General features: G+C 40.4%; 20 protein-coding genes and 2 riboswitches. Of the genes, 15 read left to right on the top strand and 5 right to left on the bottom strand.

What is annotated here, in order from left to right; all coding sequences use genetic code 11:
* Window positions 1–29 precede the first annotated feature (29 nt).
* The 3 genes from FC73_RS06030 to FC73_RS06020 are packed head-to-tail and all read left to right on the top strand — an operon-like array spanning window position 30 to window position 1,814.
* Window positions 30–431, top strand: coding sequence for a hypothetical protein (locus FC73_RS06030; protein WP_010022665.1), 402 nt, complete (start codon window positions 30–32; stop codon window positions 429–431).
* A 21-nt stretch (window positions 432–452) separates the two neighbouring features.
* A complete protein-coding gene (locus FC73_RS06025; RefSeq protein WP_010022667.1) occupies window positions 453–893 on the top strand; it encodes a nucleoside 2-deoxyribosyltransferase in 441 nt (146 codons plus the stop codon).
* Window positions 894–920: 27 nt separating this feature from the next.
* Window positions 921–1,814 carry a cation diffusion facilitator family transporter gene (locus tag FC73_RS06020; RefSeq protein ID WP_010022668.1) on the top strand — a complete coding sequence of 298 codons (894 nt, stop codon included), beginning with the start codon at window positions 921–923 and terminating at the stop codon, window positions 1,812–1,814.
* A gap of 52 nt (window positions 1,815–1,866) precedes the next feature.
* Here FC73_RS06020 and FC73_RS06015 read toward each other — a convergent pair whose 3' ends face one another.
* Entirely contained in the window at window positions 1,867–2,217 is a 351-nt protein-coding gene (locus tag FC73_RS06015; RefSeq protein WP_010022669.1) for a hypothetical protein, read from the bottom strand.
* 152 nt (window positions 2,218–2,369) lie between these two features.
* Between FC73_RS06015 and FC73_RS06010 the strand changes: the two genes are divergently transcribed.
* Together FC73_RS06010 and FC73_RS06005 are read left to right on the top strand one after the other, a co-directional pair.
* Entirely contained in the window at window positions 2,370–3,155 is a 786-nt protein-coding gene (locus FC73_RS06010) for a threonine/serine exporter family protein (RefSeq protein WP_010022670.1), read from the top strand.
* Between the two features lie 5 nt (window positions 3,156–3,160).
* Window positions 3,161–3,619, top strand: a complete 459-nt coding sequence (locus tag FC73_RS06005) for a threonine/serine exporter family protein (protein WP_010022671.1) — start codon at window positions 3,161–3,163, stop codon at window positions 3,617–3,619.
* A 49-nt stretch (window positions 3,620–3,668) separates the two neighbouring features.
* Here the strand turns inward: FC73_RS06005 and dapF are convergent, their stop codons facing one another.
* Together dapF and FC73_RS05995 are read right to left on the bottom strand one after the other, a co-directional pair.
* Window positions 3,669–4,646, bottom strand: a complete 978-nt coding sequence (gene dapF, locus FC73_RS06000) for a diaminopimelate epimerase (protein WP_010022672.1) — start codon at window positions 4,644–4,646, stop codon at window positions 3,669–3,671.
* An 11-nt stretch (window positions 4,647–4,657) separates the two neighbouring features.
* On the bottom strand, window positions 4,658–6,028 hold the full coding sequence (locus FC73_RS05995) for an aspartate kinase (protein WP_010022674.1): 1,371 nt from the start codon (window positions 6,026–6,028) through the stop codon (window positions 4,658–4,660).
* A 147-nt stretch (window positions 6,029–6,175) separates the two neighbouring features.
* Window positions 6,176–6,350, top strand: a riboswitch (Lysine riboswitch).
* A 96-nt stretch (window positions 6,351–6,446) separates the two neighbouring features.
* Between FC73_RS05995 and lysA the strand changes: the two genes are divergently transcribed.
* The 7 genes from lysA to FC73_RS05960 are packed head-to-tail and all read left to right on the top strand — an operon-like array spanning window position 6,447 to window position 13,606.
* The gene (gene lysA / locus FC73_RS05990; RefSeq protein WP_115791467.1) at window positions 6,447–7,760 is read left to right on the top strand and encodes a diaminopimelate decarboxylase; all 1,314 of its coding nucleotides are present in this window, start codon (window positions 6,447–6,449) and stop codon (window positions 7,758–7,760) included.
* A gap of 1 nt (window position 7,761) precedes the next feature.
* Window positions 7,762–8,469: a 2,3,4,5-tetrahydropyridine-2,6-dicarboxylate N-acetyltransferase gene (gene dapD, locus FC73_RS05985; protein ID WP_010022676.1), complete on the top strand. Its 708-nt coding sequence runs from the start codon at window positions 7,762–7,764 to the stop codon at window positions 8,467–8,469.
* Entirely contained in the window at window positions 8,469–9,650 is a 1,182-nt protein-coding gene (locus FC73_RS05980; RefSeq protein ID WP_010022677.1) for an N-acetyldiaminopimelate deacetylase, read from the top strand. The genes dapD and FC73_RS05980 overlap by 1 nt, the downstream gene beginning before the upstream one ends.
* A gap of 14 nt (window positions 9,651–9,664) precedes the next feature.
* On the top strand, window positions 9,665–10,561 hold the full coding sequence (gene dapA / locus FC73_RS05975; protein ID WP_010022678.1) for a 4-hydroxy-tetrahydrodipicolinate synthase: 897 nt from the start codon (window positions 9,665–9,667) through the stop codon (window positions 10,559–10,561).
* The gene (gene dapB / locus FC73_RS05970) at window positions 10,554–11,333 is read left to right on the top strand and encodes a 4-hydroxy-tetrahydrodipicolinate reductase (protein WP_010022679.1); all 780 of its coding nucleotides are present in this window, start codon (window positions 10,554–10,556) and stop codon (window positions 11,331–11,333) included. The genes dapA and dapB overlap by 8 nt, the downstream gene beginning before the upstream one ends.
* A gap of 11 nt (window positions 11,334–11,344) precedes the next feature.
* Window positions 11,345–12,400, top strand: coding sequence for an aspartate-semialdehyde dehydrogenase (locus FC73_RS05965; protein WP_029327189.1), 1,056 nt, complete (start codon window positions 11,345–11,347; stop codon window positions 12,398–12,400).
* A gap of 33 nt (window positions 12,401–12,433) precedes the next feature.
* A complete protein-coding gene (locus FC73_RS05960; RefSeq protein WP_010022682.1) occupies window positions 12,434–13,606 on the top strand; it encodes an aminotransferase class I/II-fold pyridoxal phosphate-dependent enzyme in 1,173 nt (390 codons plus the stop codon).
* 46 nt (window positions 13,607–13,652) lie between these two features.
* Here the strand turns inward: FC73_RS05960 and FC73_RS05955 are convergent, their stop codons facing one another.
* Both FC73_RS05955 and FC73_RS05950 read right to left on the bottom strand, forming a co-directional pair.
* On the bottom strand, window positions 13,653–14,054 hold the full coding sequence (locus FC73_RS05955) for a DUF1634 domain-containing protein (protein WP_010022684.1): 402 nt from the start codon (window positions 14,052–14,054) through the stop codon (window positions 13,653–13,655).
* Entirely contained in the window at window positions 14,051–14,902 is an 852-nt protein-coding gene (locus FC73_RS05950) for a sulfite exporter TauE/SafE family protein (RefSeq protein WP_056936303.1), read from the bottom strand. Before FC73_RS05950 ends, FC73_RS05955 begins: the two co-directional genes overlap by 4 nt.
* 137 nt (window positions 14,903–15,039) lie before the next feature.
* On the opposite strand from FC73_RS05950, the gene FC73_RS05945 reads away from it, so the two are divergent.
* The 3 genes from FC73_RS05945 to FC73_RS05935 all read left to right on the top strand — a co-directional run bounded on the left by FC73_RS05945 (window position 15,040) and on the right by FC73_RS05935 (window position 18,234).
* Window positions 15,040–15,705, top strand: coding sequence for a phosphatase PAP2 family protein (locus FC73_RS05945; RefSeq protein ID WP_010022685.1), 666 nt, complete (start codon window positions 15,040–15,042; stop codon window positions 15,703–15,705).
* A gap of 64 nt (window positions 15,706–15,769) precedes the next feature.
* Window positions 15,770–15,940: riboswitch (Lysine riboswitch) on the top strand.
* A gap of 104 nt (window positions 15,941–16,044) precedes the next feature.
* A complete protein-coding gene (locus FC73_RS05940; protein ID WP_010022686.1) occupies window positions 16,045–17,526 on the top strand; it encodes an amino acid permease in 1,482 nt (493 codons plus the stop codon).
* 69 nt (window positions 17,527–17,595) lie between these two features.
* Window positions 17,596–18,234: a deoxynucleoside kinase gene (locus FC73_RS05935; RefSeq protein WP_010022689.1), complete on the top strand. Its 639-nt coding sequence runs from the start codon at window positions 17,596–17,598 to the stop codon at window positions 18,232–18,234.
* Window positions 18,235–18,431 lie beyond the last annotated feature (197 nt).

Raw genomic sequence — 18,431 nt, 5'->3', positions numbered from 1 at the left:
TAAATTAAAATAGTAAGGAGTATGATCGAATGGAGGACAACATTCAGTTAGGTGAAAAGCCGTTTGATAAGATGATGTTTGTACTTAAGAATCCGGTGACCGAAAAAAATCATCTCGATTATAAGTTCAAAGAATACGAAATGCAGCAGATTGCAGATGATATCTGGGCAATGCCTGCATATATGAAAAAAGACGATGATTTTACCATCTTTTTTATTGTTACTAAGGTTGACAGTGGAGAAGTCGTGGTAGCAATGGCAGAGGGTCAATCTGGTAAAAACGGCCAGTTTGATCTCTCACGTCCCATTAACACGGGAGCGGGTTTGAATGCTTTAAACAAACACGATCAAAGGCAAGCCCTTGAAGCACTGCACTTTTTAAATTTAATTTCAAAAGCCGGTGAGGGCGAATGGCGAATGGTAGAAGATTAGACAGAGACAAGGAGAATTAACATGGCCCAAATCTATTTAGCAAGTCCCTTTTTCAGTGACGAACAGATTCAAAGAATTGAAGTTGTTGAAAAAGCATTAGAAGCAAACCCAACGGTTACCGATTTTTATTCCCCACGGAAACATCAAGATGCCGAAAATGAACAGTTTACTCTGCCATGGGCAAATGAGATTTATCATCGTGACATGGAAAACCTAGCAGCTGCCAAAGTGGTAGTTGCTGTGGTTGACTTTGTTGGTGATAATGTTGATAGTGGAACTGCTTATGAAATTGGTGCTGGCGTTCAGATGGGCAAACCAGTGGTTGTTTTTCAACAAAAAGATGAACCATTAAATTTGATGATTTCAGAAAGTTTGCATGCTTACCTTAGAAACGGGGAGCAGCTTCAGGCTTATGACTTTTCTAAGATGCCAGAAAGTCATTACACAGGTAGTATTTTTTAATATAAATCGAAATAAAGGAGAAAGATTATGAATAATGATCAATTATCTGGAATGAGATTTTTCGAAGTCACGGTATTAAATGCAGTTATTACGATCCTTGAATTTTTAGGGGGAATTTTTTCTGGAAGCTTATCACTTCTTTCAGATGCATTCCATAATCTGGGAGATTCCATTTCAATTGTATTGAGCTATATTGCTCATCGGATTAGTAAAAAACAGCAAACCAAGCAGAATACGTATGGATTTAAACGAGCTGAAATTATTTCGGCCTTTCTCAATTCATTGTTTTTGATATTGATTTCCATTTTTTTAATTATTGAAGCGATTAGTCGAATTTCACATCCAGAAACCATTGATGGCCCAGTGATGTTGGGAGTTGCGATTGTGGGAACCATTGCTAACTTTGTTTCAGCGTTTCTGCTCAACAAGGGAGCCAAACACAATTTAAACATGAAGGCGACCTACCTTCATCTTCTAAGTGATTCATTGTCCTCACTTGGAATCATCTTTGGTGGAATTTTAATCTCATTTTTTAACTGGACGATTGTGGATCCGATTGTAACGATTTTGGTGGCTTTGTACATCATGTGGGAAAGCTGGCCTATCATTAAGAAGACGGTTGGCATTCTAATGGAATGTGCTCCCAATCTTAATTACGCTGCCATTAAAAAGGATTTGCTTAAAATCAACGGTGTGACTAGTGTTCATCACGTTCATGCCATGATGGTTGACGAGAATAGCATTGTCTCTTCAGCTCATGTCAACATGAAGGATATGCCACTTAGTCAAGTTCAATTAATTTATGATCAAATTAATAAATTATTAAAAGGAAAATATCACATTGACCACGTTACGATTCAACCAGAAGTCGATCGGGGTCGACACGATGATTTATTTTATGATAATGGAAAAGACATCTAAAAAAAGCTTCTATCCATGTAGGATAGAAGCTTTTTTAATGAATTAGAGTGAACTATAAAGTATTGTCAGGATCTAACTTATTAGTTGCGTTAACGTACCATTCTGACCAATCGACGGTAGGATTACCGTTTTCGAAGTAAGTCTGACTTAACTTACTTAATAGACTAGCGAAGTCATCATAGTCGAACTTGATGACATCAGCCACAATATCACGTGGGCTATTATTGCTTACGGTTACAATTTCCCGGTTAAGGTCGGCAATGACGCCTGATTCACCGTCAAATGTACTCATAACTTCCAAGTTGTTGTTTCTGAATAATTGGATATAAAAAGGAACAAAATCGTTAACAACCTTTTGTTGAGCTTGTTCACTTAAATCATTAAACTTTACATTGTCACTCATATTTTTCCTCCTGTGCGATACCATTACAAATCTAATTTAATTATATCTGTCTCGCTACCATTCGTAAAATAATTTTTTGCTGTGGTAACTCTTTGAGATTTTTTGGGGATATTTTGATATGCTAGAAACATTAAAGAAAAGGGGTGAGTCGAATGTTTGGGAAAAATCAGTTAGATCCGGATTCTCGTTTTCGTAACTATAGTGATTTGGTCATTAAAACCTGTATGTTAGCCGGTAAAATCATGATTGAGAATGGTTCTGAAATGACCCGTGTCAACGATACCATCAAACGAATTGCTAGAAACGCCGGCATGCCAAACTTGAAGACTTACATTACAATTACGGGGATCATGATCTCTGTTAACGATAATTCAGAAACACAAATTACTGAGATTGATAAACGAGCTTTTGATCTTCGTAAAATCACAGCCGTAAATGACCTATCCAGACGCTTTGCTGAGCATAAAACCACCCTAGAGCAATTTTATCAGGAGTTACAACACGTAAGTGACCTGGATACGTATTTTCCGTACTGGATGAAAATATTATCCGCAGCAATTTTATCGGGGTCAATTGAAGTGGTCTTTCGGGGAGACTATTCCGTGTTTTTTATTACCTGTGTGATTGGGATGCTGGGATGGATTATCTTTGATTACCTTAACCGCATTGTAAAGGTAGAATTCATTAATGAGTTTACGGCTGCTATTTCCATTGGAATGTTGGCCATGTTAGCGCGTAAATTAGGACTTGGCAGTGGGGTTGATAATATGATTATCGGAGGTGTAATGCCCCTAGTTCCCGGGGTTCAGATTACTAATGCGGTTCGAGATCTTATGTCAGGAAACCTTGTTAGTGGGCCAGCTCGTGCCATGGAAGCCATTATGGGTGCCTGTGCGCTTGGTTTTGGTGTAGCATTAGCCTTGAAATGGTTTGGATAGGAGGGTTGGATATCGAATTCTTAGTTAAAGTTATCGGGGTCTACGTAGCAACCCTTTGTTTTGCGATATTAATCAACGTTCCACCACGCGCACTTAATTTGGGTGGTCTTGTTGGGGTGGCCAGTTACCTAGTTTATCTAACTTACAATTCGATCTTTGGTGGTTACGTTGGTGGAAATGTCTTTGGGGCTTTCACGATTGGGATCCTTGGAATGTTGGCCGCAAGATACAAGAAAATGCCGATCATCGTTTTTAATATTCCTGCCCTGGTACCATTAGTTCCGGGAGGACAGGCTTATGAGGTGATGAAGTACATTGCAACTGGAAACACGCACCTGGCCTTTGTTTACTTGATGCAGGTGGCGATGATTGCTGGTGCTTTGGCAATCGGCTTTTTACTTGCTGAGTTGGCCATTCAACTCTTCTTTCACGTTACGCATCTTTTCAAAAGTTTTGTTTCATAACCATAAACTAAAAAATATCCTCATTGATTTTTTGTCAATGAGGATATTTTTAGTTAGTTTGAAGTTGTTTAACAAAATTCTGGTAATCACGTTCCTCACCAGTATCAGAAATTTGAATCTGATTAAGGTTGGAATTGTGAAGATCATCTTCACTAATGGTTAACTTGTTAGTGAAGGTGGCATTTCCAATTAGGTGAAGTTCATACTGATCTCCTGTCCGCTTGATGTGAGTTCTTACCATCCCACCAGGATTGTAGACGTTAACTAACTCATCAAAGTCGCCATCATGGGTAAGAATTTCATAGATGAGGCTAGTAGCAGTCATTCCAGTTCCACATGCATTGGTCAGACCGACACCACGTTCAAAGGTCCGCACGAATAACTCATTTTCATCCATAACGTTTGCAAAACTCACGTTGACGCCGTCGGTAAAGTATGGATTTTTTTTGTTTAACATGGTTCCGAGATGGACAAGATCGTCAGACTTCACTTGATCCATCCCCATGAAGCTAATGAGATGGGGATTAGGAACGGCAACAGCCGAATACTCTAATCCGGAAATAAAGTCGTCAACTGGCTGATCAATTAGTGGAGTTTTGAGATTTTCTAACGGGAGACTTTTACTATCGAATGAAATGGGGGAAATTTGAACACTAAATGCTGGAACGCCCTCAGCAATGTCAGCTTCCCTTTGAACGTCAAGATCGGCATCGTTGGTTTCTACTTTAAAATGCGTTTGGTTGAACTTTTGAGCGAGATATCGGGATACCGTTCGGAGTCCGTTACCACACATGGAAGCCTCACTGCCATCGGCGTTAAAGACCCGCATTTTACCAAGAGCGCCTGGATGACTGGATGAATCAACCATCAGAAGTCCGTCTGCACCATTTAAGACGTTATTTTCAGGGTCAGCGATGGTTTGTGCTAGTTGTTTTAATTCATTATCATTTAACTTTTGGTGTAGGGTGGTTTGATCCAGGATAAAGAATTGGTTCTCTGATCCATGGACTTTAAGTAAATTAGCCATTGTTTTTTCTCCTAGTAAATTAGTCGGTTATTATCGAAAAAGTTGCGGTATATTAATTTAACCGCTTTGTCTGAATCCTTAATATCGGTTCCGAGCATCACTGAAATCTTAGAGGCCCCCTCATTAATCATGTGAATGGAGATCCCGTTATCCGTTAGTGGACGAATGATTTTTTCGATGGTGTGATTGTCAGATTGCATGCCTTCCCCAACAATCATGATGATGGCATAGTCGTTAATCCAGCGAAGTTGATCGGGATGAAGGGCAGCCTTAATTTCCTTGGTAATTTCTTTTACGATGTGATCATTTAGTTGTGACTTATCAAAAATGATGGTCAAATCATCGATCCCGGAAGGCATGTGTTCGTATGAAACACCGTACTTATACAGAATCTTTAGGATGGTAAGGGTAAATCCAACCTGTTTATTAAGTAAGTAACGATGAATGTAAAGGGCGGAGAAGTGCTTGGCACTCGCCACACCGGTAATTACTCGCGTAGGTTGAAATTTATTTTCGGGAACGATCATCGTTCCTGGAAGATCAGGGGCTGACGTGTTTTTGACGTTGATCGGGATTCCAACCTGAATGGCTGGAATGATAGCCTCATCATGAAATACCGAGAAGCCAGCATATGAAAGTTCTCGCATTTCCCGATAGGTCATTACGTCAATGGCTTTCGGATTCTTAACCACCCGTGGATCGACCGAATAAATCGCGTTTACGTCGGTAAAGTTTTCGTACAAGTCAGCCTGAAGTCCTCTGGCAACGATTGAACCAGTAATGTCAGATCCACCTCGCGAAAAGGTGGCGATTTGGTTGTCATCATTGATACCGAAAAAGCCAGGAAAAACCATTTTTTCTTTTACGTCACGAAACTTGCGGATGTTTTCATAAGTGGCCGGGTTAATTTGAGCGTCTTCAACGTTACCAGTGACTTTGAAACCGATCTGTTTAGGATCCATGAATTTGGCGGGAATTTCAAGCTGATTTAAAATCATGGTTAACATCTGAGCATTCAGAAACTCACCTTGAGCCTTAAAAGTACTCATCAAGTGTGCCGTATCCGAGAACGATTGGTTGGGTAAATCATTTAATTGCGTAACAATTTGATTAATCTGTTGCTCATCAACGTGAAATGAACGGCCAATTTCTTGGTATCGATCAATAATCTGATTGAGGGTATCGGAGAAATCTTCGTGATTAATGACCTGGTTGGCGTACTCAATCAATAGGTCTGTCACCTTAATGTCACCCTTGAAACGGGTTCCAGGGGCTGAAACCACGATGGCTCTGCGATCGGGATCTGATTTAATAATGTTGATTACCTTTTGAAATTGGGGCCCGTTGGCTAGCGAACTACCACCAAACTTAGTTACTTTCATGAATTACTCATCCTTAAGAATTTGATTAAGTTGAATTGTAGCATTATTTTTAGATTTATCAATCGCATTAACAAAATATATGTGAAATAATTATTAATTAAGTTATATCAATTGACGAAATGATCGAAATGGGGTATATTCTTAACAAATTCAAATAGAGGTTGCAGACAACAAGATTAGCTAACGGAGATGTTACTCGTTAATGAACTTAGTGAAAGGGTTGCTTGCCGAAGCACTGTGCCAGAGTAGGGACATGGTTGCTGGGACGTGATTTAATAAGTTGCGGACTGTCGCAGATATTCTGCGGGGAGCTATTCAAGAATATTTGATCAAATAATGTCAAACGAATTATTTTTAGATCTTTTTGTTCAACTCCTGAGCAAAGAGATCTTTTTTTATAAATTATTTAAGAGGTGCGATGATGAAGTCGGTTATTGATAAGCAGGATATTAGGGATCATGATTTGTACATTGGCGGTATTAAAGCCAGTGATTTGGCAAAGGAATACGGAACACCTTTAGAAGTTTATGACGTTACTCAGATCAGAAGTCAGATCAGAAAATTTAAACAAGTGTTTGAAGAACGCCACGTTGATTACTCGGTGAATTATGCTAGTAAGGCTTTTGCCACGATCGGAATGTATCAGATTGTGAAGCAAGAAGGGGCTGGAATCGACGTTGTTTCTGGTGGCGAGTTGTTTACGGCTCTTCAAGCTGATTTTCCGATGAAACGTGTAAGTTTTCACGGCAATAATAAGTCAAAGGATGAATTAGAGATGGCCGTGAAAAACGGGGTAGGGACGATCATGTTGGATAATTTCCATGAGATCGACTTATTACACGATGTTTTAGAGGGACAAAATGCCAATATTGATGTGATGTTGCGAATTACTCCAGGAATTTCAGCTCACACCCATGAGTATATCCAGACGGGTCAAGTTGACAGTAAGTTTGGGTTTGACCTTGGCTCAGGCCAAGCCGATGAAGCGCTTCAACGGGTCTTAAAGGAAAAGCGAATGAACATGAAGGGGGTCCATGCCCATATTGGTTCTCAGATCTTTTCGACGAAAGGCTTTGTGGGAGCTGCCGATAAATTAGTGGATGTGATGAAACACTGGCACGATGACTTTGGGTACACTGCTAAGGTTGTTAATGTTGGTGGTGGATTTGGAATTCAGTATACTGACGAAGAACATCCGGTTGCACCCGAGGAATTTGTATCGGCGATCGTAGATGAGATTAAACAGAAGACAAAATCATATAATTTGCCGACACCCGCAATTTGGATTGAACCAGGACGATCGATCGTTGGTACCGCTGGTTATAGCTTGTACACCATTGGCTCTAGAAAAGATGTTTCTGGAATTAAGTCCTACGTTGCTGTAGACGGTGGGATGGGCGATAACATTCGGCCAGCTTTGTATGAAGCTGATTATGAGGGGGCCCTTGCCAACAACGCTGATGGCAAACCCGTTGAGGATGTTCGCATTGCTGGAAAGTATTGTGAATCGGGCGATATTTTAATTCAAAATCAGCCCATTCCTAAGAGCAAGCCTGGCGACATATTCGTTATTTTTAATACTGGTGCTTACGGATACTCGATGGCTTCTAACTATAATCGCAATCCACGACCGGCCGTGGTTTTCGTCGAGAGTGGAAAATCTCAGATCGCGGTTAAACGTGAGAGCTACGCAGACTTAAGTCGGTTAGATACAAAATTAAAGGAGAATTAGCATGGCACAATTAGACGCACAATCAATCATTAAATTTATTTCTGAGTCAGATAAAAAGACCCCAGTTAAGGTCTACTTAAAAGGTAAGCTAGGCAAAATTAAATTTCCTAAGGGAATTGAGAATTTTACCACGAATAAAACGGGAGTAATCTTTGGCGATTGGGCCAACGTCTCCAAATTTCTCAAGAAAAACAAGAAGTTAATTAGTAAGTATGAAATTGAAAGTGATGCTCGAAATTCGGCGGTGCCACTCCTTGATACCAAGAATCTAGATGCTCGAATTGAGCCAGGTGCCATCATTCGGGATCAAGTGGTAATTGGTAAACACGTAGTTATCATGATGGGAGCCTTGATTAACATTGGAGCCGAAATTGGTGATGATTCGATGATTGACATGGGAACCATTCTTGGTGGTCGTGCCATTGTTGGTAAACACTGTCACATTGGTGCAGGAGCCGTTTTAGCGGGTGTAATTGAACCCGCCAGTGCCGAGCCGGTTCGAATTGATGACAACGTCCTAGTGGGTGCAAACGCCGTGGTAATCGAGGGTGTTCACGTTGGTGAAGGAGCGGTCATCGCTGCTGGATCCGTCGTATTACACGATGTTGAGCCCAACACAATGGTAGCTGGAGTTCCTGCTAAAAAGATCAAAGATATTGATAACCAGACTAAGTCCAAGACAAAACTCGAAGATGATTTAAGGAAGTGATGGATGTGTCCAAGACTGAAACGAAGTTGAGTGATAACGATTTACTAAAAATTTATCGGCATCTTCATCAGATTCCTGAATTAGCCATGCATGAGTTTGAAACCCATGAATATTTAAAGCATGTGATTGACGGGTTGACGACTTCTTATATGGAAACAGAAGTGCCAGAAAAATTACCAACGGCCATCTTGGTGTTAGTTCATGGAACCAAGCCGAAACGGACAATTGGGTATCGAACTGATATTGACGCTTTGCCCGTTAGCGAAAAGACCGACTTACCCTTTGCGTCCAAGCATGCAGGAGTGATGCATGCATGTGGACATGATATTCACATGACGGTAGCTTTGAGTATCCTAAATTACTACTCTCAGCATCAGCCTCAGGATAACCTATTGATGTTTTTCCAACCGGCCGAAGAAAGTGAAAATGGTGGGAAGGTTGCCTATGAAGACGGCATTTTCACCGGAAAATGGCGTCCTGATGAGTTTTATGGATTACATGACAATCCACAGTTGCCGACTGGTGCGATTGGTTGTCGGATGGGAACCCTTTTTGCTGGGACGACTGAAGTTAATGTTGATCTAGTTGGAAAGAGTGGTCATGCGGCTTATCCGCAGGATGCTAACGATATGATCGTGGCCGCTAGTCAGTTTATTAATCAGGTCCAAACGATTGTGTCACGGAGTGTTGATCCCATTGAAGGTGGAGTTGTTACCTTTGGAAAGATGGAGGCTGGAACGATTCGGAATGTCATCGCTGGCCATGCTCGCATTGAGGGAACGATTCGAGGATTAACACAAAAGATGATTGAATTGATTGATCGACGGTTAAAAGAGGTCGCTAGTGGGATTGCTACCAGTTACGATTGCAAGGTTCAATTGGATTTGAATCAAGGCGGTTATCTTCCGGTTGAAAATAATCCAAAGTTAACCAGTAATTTTATTAATTACATGGAGAATCAAGCGGACGTTGATTTTATTAACACAATGCCAGCCATGACCGGGGAAGACTTTGGGTATCTTCTATCTAAGATTCCTGGCACAATGTTCTGGTTAGGCATTGGTGATCCCGATTCTCAACTTCATGAGGCAACGCTTACTCCTAATCCAGCAGCAATTAAGGTTGGCAGTGGAGCCATTATTGGATTTTTGAATTTCCGGATGCAGCAAGCAGCAAAGTAAGGAGATTATATATTATGGTAGAAAAAGCAGATTTACTTACGGCCATCGTCACTCCATTTAGTGATGATGGGGCAGTGGATATTGGACGACTGAAAAAGTTGATTCAACACTTAATTGATACGGGCACCAACGGATTTGTGGTTGGCGGAACAACTGGTGAGACACCAACGTTATCGGAAGACGAAAAATTAAAGTTATACGGCGAATTTGGCAAGATCGTTGGTGACAAGTATCCTGTGATCGCCGGCACTGGTTCTAATAACACGCAACAAACCGCTGAATTCAACCAAAAAGTCATGCAGTTGGATGGAATTGATTACGGACTCGTGGTTGTTCCTTATTACAACAAGCCTAACCAACGTGGCATGAAAGAGCACTTTAAGTATGTGGCGGATCATTCCGATAAACCTATTATCATTTACAATATCCCTGGTCGTACGGGAGTAAACATGGATAAAGAGACGGTGGTTGAATTGTCAGAGTACAATAACATTGCTGGCATTAAGCAATGTGGTTCCCTCCCTGATATGGAATATATTATCTCCAACACTCCCGATGACTTTCTTGTTTACAGTGGAGAAGATCCCCAAGCGTTGGCAACTAAGATGCTGGGTGGTGACGGTGTGATTTCGGTTGCGTCCCATGTCTACGGAGATCAACTTAGAGCTATGTACGATGATTTAGACCACGGCGACTACCAAGCAGCTGGAAAGTTACAGCGTTGGTTAACGCCAAAAATGCAAGCCCTATTCATGTTCCCATCACCATCACCAACGAAGGCTGCTTTGAATGCTAATGGATTAAGCGTTGGTGGGTGTCGTTTACCAATTGCAACCCTCAATCGGGATGAAAAAGAAGAGTTGGCACAAGCACTAGACGTCAATTCTTTGGGAGACATTTTAAATGATTAAAGTATTAGTAGCTGGTTTTCGTGGCTCAATGGGTCAGAAAGCCATTAAAATGATTGAAAAAAATGATGATTTTCAATTGGTTGGAGTCTATGATCCCAAGGCCGAGGATTTAAGTCCTAAGAGTCATAATCTACCCGATGATGTTCATGTATATAATAGTTTTGACCAAATTAATGGCAAAGATATTGATGTTTGGGTGGACTTTACGGTTCCTAAAGCAGCCTATCCTAACACCAAGTTTGCCCTTGAAAATGGCATTCATCCTGTGATCGGAACTAGTGGTCTGAGTGACGATCAGCTTTCTGAGTTACAAAAAATTGCGGATGATCAGGACGTGAGCGGAATTATCGCTCCTAATTTTGGCATTTCGGCGGTGTTGTTAATGAAATTTGCTAAAGAAGCGGCCCAATACTTTCCGGATGCTGAGATTATTGAGATGCATCATCAGGATAAAAAGGATGCACCATCAGGGACTGCTATCAACACCGCTAAGTTAATTAGTGCAGGAAGAAAAGAACAACCCAAGCCAGTGAAGACCGAAGAAACATTGAAGGGTGCTCGTGGAGCTGAGTATGATGGGGTACCAATTCATGCTGTGCGACTGCCAGGATACGTTGCTCACGAACAAGTCTTATTTGGAGGTGATGGCGAAGCCTTAACGATTCGTCAGGATTCTTTTGACCGGGATTCGTTTATGAACGGGCTAAAAGTCGCTATTCAAAAGGTCGATAACGTTAATGGTTTAGTGGTTGGATTAGAAAATATTTTATAGAGGAGCAATTAGTGATGAAAGAGTATAATGTAGCAATTTTAGGTGCCACAGGTGCTGTTGGAACACGTCTCATGCAGAAGTTAGCTGAATCAAATATCCCGGTTAAGAGTTTGAAGTTATTAGCTTCCAAACGGTCAGCTGGGAAAAAGTTAAAGTATCGAGATGATGTTTTGACCGTTGAAGAGGCTACGCCCGATTCTTTTGATGGGGTCGATTTAGTGCTTGCTTCAGCAGGTGGTGCCGTTTCAAAGAAATTGTTACCAGAAGCCGTTAAACGGGGAGCAGTTGCGGTCGATAATACCAGTGCTTTTCGGATGGATCCAGACGTCCCGTTAGTGGTTCCGGAAGTTAACCCGGATGCACTTGAAAATCATCATGGAATTATTGCTAACCCCAACTGTTCTACCATTCAAATGGTGGTTGCCCTAGAACCAATCAGAAAACAGTTTGGTTTAAAGCAAATCATTGTTTCTACCTACCAGGCTGCTTCTGGAGCTGGTCAAAGTGGACTCGATGAGTTAAGGGATGAGGCACAAGAACACCTTGACGGTAAAAAGATGGATGCTCACATCTTCCCAGTTAAGGGTGAGAAGGAACATTATCCACTTGCATTTAACCTACTTCCTCAAATTGATGTCTTTGAAAAAGACGGTTACACCCACGAAGAGTGGAAGATGATTCATGAAACCAAGAAGATCATGTTAAATGACATGAATTCTGGAGCAATTAAGGTTACTGCAACTTGTGTGCGAGTTCCAGTTGAAATTTGTCATGGAGAGTCAGTTTACTTCACCGTTGATGATGCTAAGGATGCTAGTCGAGAAAAGATTCAAAGCATTTTAAACGATGCACCAGGTGTAACGCATAAAGATGATCCAAAGAAGCAACTTTATCCACAACCAATTGACGCTGCCGGCAAAGAAGATACATACGTTGGTAGGGTGCGACCAGATCAAGAAAATGATAATGCTTATAACATGTGGGTAGTTGCTGATAACTTATTAAAGGGTGCTGCCTTAAACACGGTTGAAATTGGTGAGGAACTAGTTAAAAGAGATTTAATTTAGTCGTTAGATCTTCAGATGATGAGGAAAATTAATATGCCTACTTTAAATGAAAATTTACAAAATCGTTTTAATCAAAACCTAACTGAGTTACAACCCTCAGCCATTCGTGCTTTCTCAGAGTCGATTGCCGACATTGATGGATTAGTGATGTTGTCAGTTGGCGAACCGGGTTTTAACACTCCTGAACACGTAAAAAAAGCCATGATGAAAAGCATTGCGGACAACCATTCACACTATTCTCCTCACAAGGGAATTAAGCCGCTTCGTGACGCCATTAGTCATTTTATGAGCCAAAAATACAATCTGCATTATGATCCCGATACGGAAATTATGGTTAATATGGGTGCAACGGAAGCAATTGCTGCATCGGTTTTTACAACGGTTAATCCTGGAGATGAAGTGCTGATTCCAGCACCATTCTATCCACTTTACGAGTCCCTGGTTCGTTTTGCCGGCGGAAAACCGATCTTCATTAACACCGCAAAATCTGATTTTGTTTTAACCCCAGATGAACTGGAAACGGTTCTTACAAAGCATCCCAACGCGAAGGCCTTAATCTTGAATTACCCAAACAACCCTACAGGGGTAGAATACACGCCGGAACAGTTGCAAGCGCTAGTGCCAGTTTTGAAGCAACATGCGATCTTTGTAATTGCTGATGAGATCTATAGTGAGTTGACCTATGGAATCAAACACCATTCACTGGCTGAGTATTTGCCAGACCAAACCGTGGTTATTAATGGAGTTTCCAAATCGCACGCAATGACCGGTTATCGATTAGGCTTTACAATGGGTCCAGCTGAATTTATCACACAAGCCAATAAGATGCATGGTTACCTGGTTTCATCTCCATCAGATCCAGCTCAGTACGGAGCGCTGGAAGCTTTAAGTAATGGGATGGATGATGCTTTCCCGATGCGTGACGAATACCAGAAGAACCGGGATGAAGCCATCGCACGTTTAAAGGGCATGGGACTTAAGCCGATTGCTCCAACGGGAGCTTTCTACATTTTTGTTAAAATTCCCACTAAGTATGGGCAAGATGACGTTAAATTTGCTCAGGATTTGGCCCAGAACGCGAAGGTTGGTGTTATTCCGGGATCAGCCTTTGGTGAAGCTGGTAAGGGTTACATTCGGATTTCGTATGCTGCGTCTAAAGATGACTTAGAAACAGGTTTAACCAGAATGGAAGATTATTTAAATTAGACCAAACAAAAACAGTTAGACATTAATGTCTAACTGTTTTTGTGTTTTAAAGATGAAGAAAAGTTCCAAGGAAGAAACTAATCAGTAAAATGATAAAAACAATCGTAGTAATAATGACGTACATTTTATCATGTTCTTTATAGAAAGAATAGATGGAGACGACCACTCGCAGAACTGGTGTGAGGATCAAAGCAAATACACCTAGCATCATAATCGAATATGGTTTTAACGAAATGATTCCCTTCAGTAATTGACTGAAGGAAGTAAGGTAATAGTGACTTCCAAATCCAGTTGTTCCGGTAACAATGTATAGAACCAATCCAAAAAGCATGATGATGACAGAGATGATAACCCCGATCCGCATGATCTTTCCAATTAATTGTTCAATTCTGATATTTTCAGCTTTTTGTTCCGCCTGACTATTTTTTACGTTGTTTTGATTACTCATGATAGGAGGTTCACCCCGAATCCTTTAAGAATCATCTGCACTCCTAGGTAAATTAAGATCGGAATAAAAATAATTCGAATCAATTTAGAAGGCATGATTTGCATTACTCGTGAACCCACCGTAGCACCTAGAATAATCCCGAGTGCTAGTGGAACAGCAATCTGGGGCAGAATTGAACCATTAAAAAAGTAAATGGTCGCACTAGCGGCTGCGGTTACTCCCATCATTAGATTACTGGTCGAACTAGATGGTTTTAATGGCATTTTCATGAAAGTATCCATGGCAATGACCTTAAAGGCACCTGATCCAATTCCGAGTAATCCACTGGCAATCCCGGCGCCAAACATAACCGTGAGACCAGCAGGAACATTTGTAACTTTATAATCAATTTGTTTTTTTAGGTTCTTATCGTAGTATGAACCATTTAGTTTTAATTTCTTCGCGATGGCATCATTGCTAGTTGCGTTAGTCTGCACCTGTTTACCCCAGATTTTTTTAATCATGTTCAGTCCAGAGAAGAACAGCAGGAGTCCAAATAAAATATAAAGAAAAATGGGATTAATCACTCCTGTTAATAGGGCTCCTGCTACGGCACCAATTGAAGTGGCGATCTCTAAAAACATGGCCACCCTTAAATTTAAGACGTTATCTTTTAGATATGCGATGGTGGCCCCCGAACTAGTTGCGATTACCGCAATAATACTAGCTCCAATGGCGTATTTGATGTCCAGGTTAAAGCCGATGGTTAAAACGGGTGTGATGATCATCCCACCACCAATACCAAGGATGGCACCAAGTACTCCCGCAAAGATTCCCACGAGCACCATGATAATAATACTATGAATCATTCATAAGACCCCAATCTATAAAATTCATGTTGTAATTATATCATATTAGTACGACTGTAATTTAGTCCTTGTCTCTAATGAGTGATTGATATTATGTTATACTTTTTTTATATGAATTCTTGGAGGTAATTGTACTTATGATGATTGGAAGGGACGTTAGTCGCCCGTATAAACTAACCATTTCGTTTCTCCTGTCGTTAATTTTAACGATTGGAGTCAAAATGAGTTTTGGCTACGTTGGTTTTTTAGATTCCATGTTAATTGGAACGATTCAAGGTTATCCTTCTTCATTTGAGGAGACCATTTTTTCAATAATTAGTTTTGTCGCGAGTCCGAAAATGGACATCGTCTGGATCCTGATAATCGCTATTCTTCTGTGGTGGTTTAAATTCAAGGTTCCCGCGTTCTTTTCATTAGTCTTAGTCTTTGGAGGGGACGCCATTGGGTTTGTTATTAAGCACATTGTGGCAAAACCTAGACCATCAATGCATTTGCCAGGTGACACTGGTTTTAGCTATCCCAGTGGTCACGTGCTAGGGGCTTTCTTAGTGATTAGTGTGTTGTGGATTATTGTGGTACCAATGATTAATCGCCAATCAACACGCTGGATTGTCAGAACGATCCTGGTCATCATGCTTTTCTTGGTGATGATTTCAAGGGTTTATCTTAACGCTCACTTTCCGTCTGACACAATTGGAGCCGCTTTGATTGCTTACACTTGGCTTCAGATTTGTGAATATGGTTACGTTAAATGGGCTAGAAGTTTAAGTAACAAACGAATCTTTCAAAATACAATTTATTAATTTTGAAAATTTGATTGATAATCAAAAATGTATCACTTATAATTTAACTATAATTAAATATGAAATTCTAAGAAGAGGCGCGACTTTTATTAGTAATTAGCTGGAGATTTACTAAATCAACGAAGGCTTATGAAAGGAAGGGTTGCCGAAACTAGTCACGTGGTGAATGGTTAGTTGGGTCTTGGTTCAATAAATCAAGGACTGTCGTGCAATCGCACGGAGAGCTTTCTAAGATTACGATTAGTAAGAATACGGACTCTTTTGGAAATCATTCAAAAGGGTCTTTTTATTTATCGTTTTATTACGAGGGATCTTCTTAATTATTTAGGAGGAGAATTTATGTCTGAGAAAAAAGGAAACGGACAAGTTAAGCGGGGTCTAAAGTCAAGACACGTGTCTATGATTGCCCTAGGTGGTTGTATCGGAACTGGTCTTTTTGTAACTAGTGGTGGGGCCATTCACAATGCTGGCCCCGGTGGAGCCTTAGTGGCTTATGTATGTATGGGAATCATGGTGTACTTTTTAATGACCAGTTTAGGAGAGATGGCCACTAATATGCCGGTTTCTGGATCATTTGCAACGTATTCGGCTAAATACGTGGACCCAGCTTTAGGATTTGCCATGGGTTGGAATTACTGGTTTAACTGGACCATTACCGTAGCTGTTGATGTCAGTACGGTGGCCATTGTGATGCAATTTTGGCTTCCGCATTTTCCAAGTTGGATCTGGAGTTTGGCGGCGTTATCACTGATTTTATTGATTAACATTTTATCGGTAAAGGCGTTTGGTGAAACGGAATTCTGGATGTCACTGATCAAAGTGATTACCATCTTTATTTTCCTTGCCGTTGGGGTATTAACCATCTTTGGAATTATGGGTGGTCACTTCATTGGGATGCGTAACTTTACTTATAAACAAGCTCCCTTCGTAAATGGAATTCCCGGGATTTTAAGCGTCTTTGTAATTGCCGGGTTCTCATTTCAAGGAACCGAATTAGTTGGAATTACTGCTGGCGAATCAGAAGACCCACAAAAGACGGTTCCCAAGGCCATTCATGAAGTTTTCTGGCGAATTATTTTATTCTATATTTTAGCAATCGTTGTGATTGCTGCCATCATTCCGTACACTAGTCATGACCTACTCGGATCGAGTGCTTCTGATGTTACAATCAGTCCCTTCACCATTGTGTTTGAAAGAGCTGGCCTAGCCGGGGCAGCAAGCATTATGAACGCTGTTATTTTAACGTCGGTTATTTCTTCAGCTAACTCAGGGATGTATGCCTCTACCAGAATGCTGTATTCGATGGCTGATGAAGGTTATGCTCCTAAAATTTTTGGTAAGGTATCAAAACGTGGAATTCCGGTGCTGGCACTCTTAGCAACCATGGTAGTTTCACTTCTAACCTTCATGACTAGTATTTTTGGATCCAAAATTTACATGTGGTTAGTGGCTGCTTCAGGCTTAACTGGATTTATTGCTTGGTTTGGAATTGCTCTATCACACTATCGATTTAGAAGGGCCTTTATAAAGCAGGGTCATAAGCTTTCTGAGCTTAAGTATCATGCAACCTGGTTCCCAGTTGGTCCGATTATTACGCTACTCTTGTGTATCGTTGTAATTTGTGGTCAAGACATCGGAGCCTTCGCTCACTTCAACTTATTTGAAATTGCGGTCACTTATATGAGTGTTCCCCTTGTAATTATTTTGTACTTTAGTTACAAGATCATTCATCATACTCACATTATTCCGTTGGACAAAGTGGATGTCTCACCATCGGAAGATTACACGGATGAAATTAAAAAGAATGAAAGTAAATCTTAAATTCATGATTTTGAAATGGTACAATTACAAGTGCAAATTCTTTAAAACTAGTCTAAGGGGATTAAATAAATGATTGTATTATCTGGAACTATTGGAGCAGGGAAGACGACATTAACGACGTTACTCGCTGAGAGGTTGAACTCCCCAGCTTATTATGAGTCCGTCGATGATAATAAGATTCTTCCATTGTTCTATAAAGATCCGAAGAAGTACGCCTTTTTACTCCAAATTTATTTTTTGAACAAACGCTTGGATAGTATTAAAGAAGCTTCCACGAATAAGTACAGTGTAATGGATCGTTCGATTTTTGAGGATTCACTGTTGTTTCATTTAAATGCTGATCTAGGACGAGCTACTGAAACTGAGGTTCAAATCTACGATTCTTTGTTAAAAAATATGATGGAGCCTAGTCCTGGCGGTAAATATCAAAAGACGCCTGATTTATTAATCTATATTGATATTTCGTTTAGTACCATGCTGAAAAGAATCAAAAAGCGGGGACGGGATTATGAACAGATTGACAACGATAGTAGTTTATATGAGTATTATCGTGAATTAAATCAGCGGTATGCGACTTGGTATAAAAATTATGATTTGTCGCCGAAGATTAAAATTAATGGTGATAAGTATGATTTTGTTGAGGATCCAAATGCTAGAGAAAAAGTTTTAAAGACTCTTTCTGATAAAATTCAAGAAGTATTAGGATAATTTCTTAGATTATTGTATAATTAGTTTGATAAATAAACGTGACGTGCCTATTAATTAAAATCACAGAGAGATGACGTTGGTGAGAGTTGTCATTTGAAAATTCCAGCACGTGTTTCGGGCGGTTAATCCCGCACGGCAATTACCGTTATTAATTAATCGAGTGCCTTAATTGGAACTTGGGTGGTACCGCGAAAAGA

This window comes from Fructilactobacillus fructivorans (genome assembly GCF_001434095.1).
Lineage (GTDB): Bacteria > Bacillota > Bacilli > Lactobacillales > Lactobacillaceae > Fructilactobacillus > Fructilactobacillus fructivorans.
This window is presented reverse-complemented; position numbering and strand designations above follow the sequence as displayed.

What these genes read in the sequence shown, in the direction of transcription:
- FC73_RS06030 (WP_010022665.1), top strand. Translation starts at nt 30, where the DNA reads ATGGAGGACAACATTCAGTTAGGTGAAAAGCCGTTTGATAAGATGATG.
- FC73_RS06025 (WP_010022667.1), top strand. Translation starts at nt 453, where the DNA reads ATGGCCCAAATCTATTTAGCAAGTCCCTTTTTCAGTGACGAACAGATT.
- FC73_RS06020 (WP_010022668.1), top strand. Translation starts at nt 921, where the DNA reads ATGAATAATGATCAATTATCTGGAATGAGATTTTTCGAAGTCACGGTA.
- FC73_RS06015 (WP_010022669.1), bottom strand. Translation starts at nt 2,217, where the DNA reads ATGAGTGACAATGTAAAGTTTAATGATTTAAGTGAACAAGCTCAACAA.
- FC73_RS06010 (WP_010022670.1), top strand. Translation starts at nt 2,370, where the DNA reads ATGTTTGGGAAAAATCAGTTAGATCCGGATTCTCGTTTTCGTAACTAT.
- dapF (WP_010022672.1), bottom strand. Translation starts at nt 4,646, where the DNA reads ATGGCTAATTTACTTAAAGTCCATGGATCAGAGAACCAATTCTTTATC.
- FC73_RS05995 (WP_010022674.1), bottom strand. Translation starts at nt 6,028, where the DNA reads ATGAAAGTAACTAAGTTTGGTGGTAGTTCGCTAGCCAACGGGCCCCAA.
- lysA (WP_115791467.1), top strand. Translation starts at nt 6,447, where the DNA reads ATGATGAAGTCGGTTATTGATAAGCAGGATATTAGGGATCATGATTTG.
- dapD (WP_010022676.1), top strand. Translation starts at nt 7,762, where the DNA reads ATGGCACAATTAGACGCACAATCAATCATTAAATTTATTTCTGAGTCA.
- FC73_RS05980 (WP_010022677.1), top strand. Translation starts at nt 8,469, where the DNA reads ATGGATGTGTCCAAGACTGAAACGAAGTTGAGTGATAACGATTTACTA.
- dapA (WP_010022678.1), top strand. Translation starts at nt 9,665, where the DNA reads ATGGTAGAAAAAGCAGATTTACTTACGGCCATCGTCACTCCATTTAGT.
- dapB (WP_010022679.1), top strand. Translation starts at nt 10,554, where the DNA reads ATGATTAAAGTATTAGTAGCTGGTTTTCGTGGCTCAATGGGTCAGAAA.
- FC73_RS05960 (WP_010022682.1), top strand. Translation starts at nt 12,434, where the DNA reads ATGCCTACTTTAAATGAAAATTTACAAAATCGTTTTAATCAAAACCTA.
- FC73_RS05955 (WP_010022684.1), bottom strand. Translation starts at nt 14,054, where the DNA reads ATGAGTAATCAAAACAACGTAAAAAATAGTCAGGCGGAACAAAAAGCT.
- FC73_RS05950 (WP_056936303.1), bottom strand. Translation starts at nt 14,902, where the DNA reads ATGATTCATAGTATTATTATCATGGTGCTCGTGGGAATCTTTGCGGGA.
- FC73_RS05945 (WP_010022685.1), top strand. Translation starts at nt 15,040, where the DNA reads ATGATGATTGGAAGGGACGTTAGTCGCCCGTATAAACTAACCATTTCG.
- FC73_RS05940 (WP_010022686.1), top strand. Translation starts at nt 16,045, where the DNA reads ATGTCTGAGAAAAAAGGAAACGGACAAGTTAAGCGGGGTCTAAAGTCA.
- FC73_RS05935 (WP_010022689.1), top strand. Translation starts at nt 17,596, where the DNA reads ATGATTGTATTATCTGGAACTATTGGAGCAGGGAAGACGACATTAACG.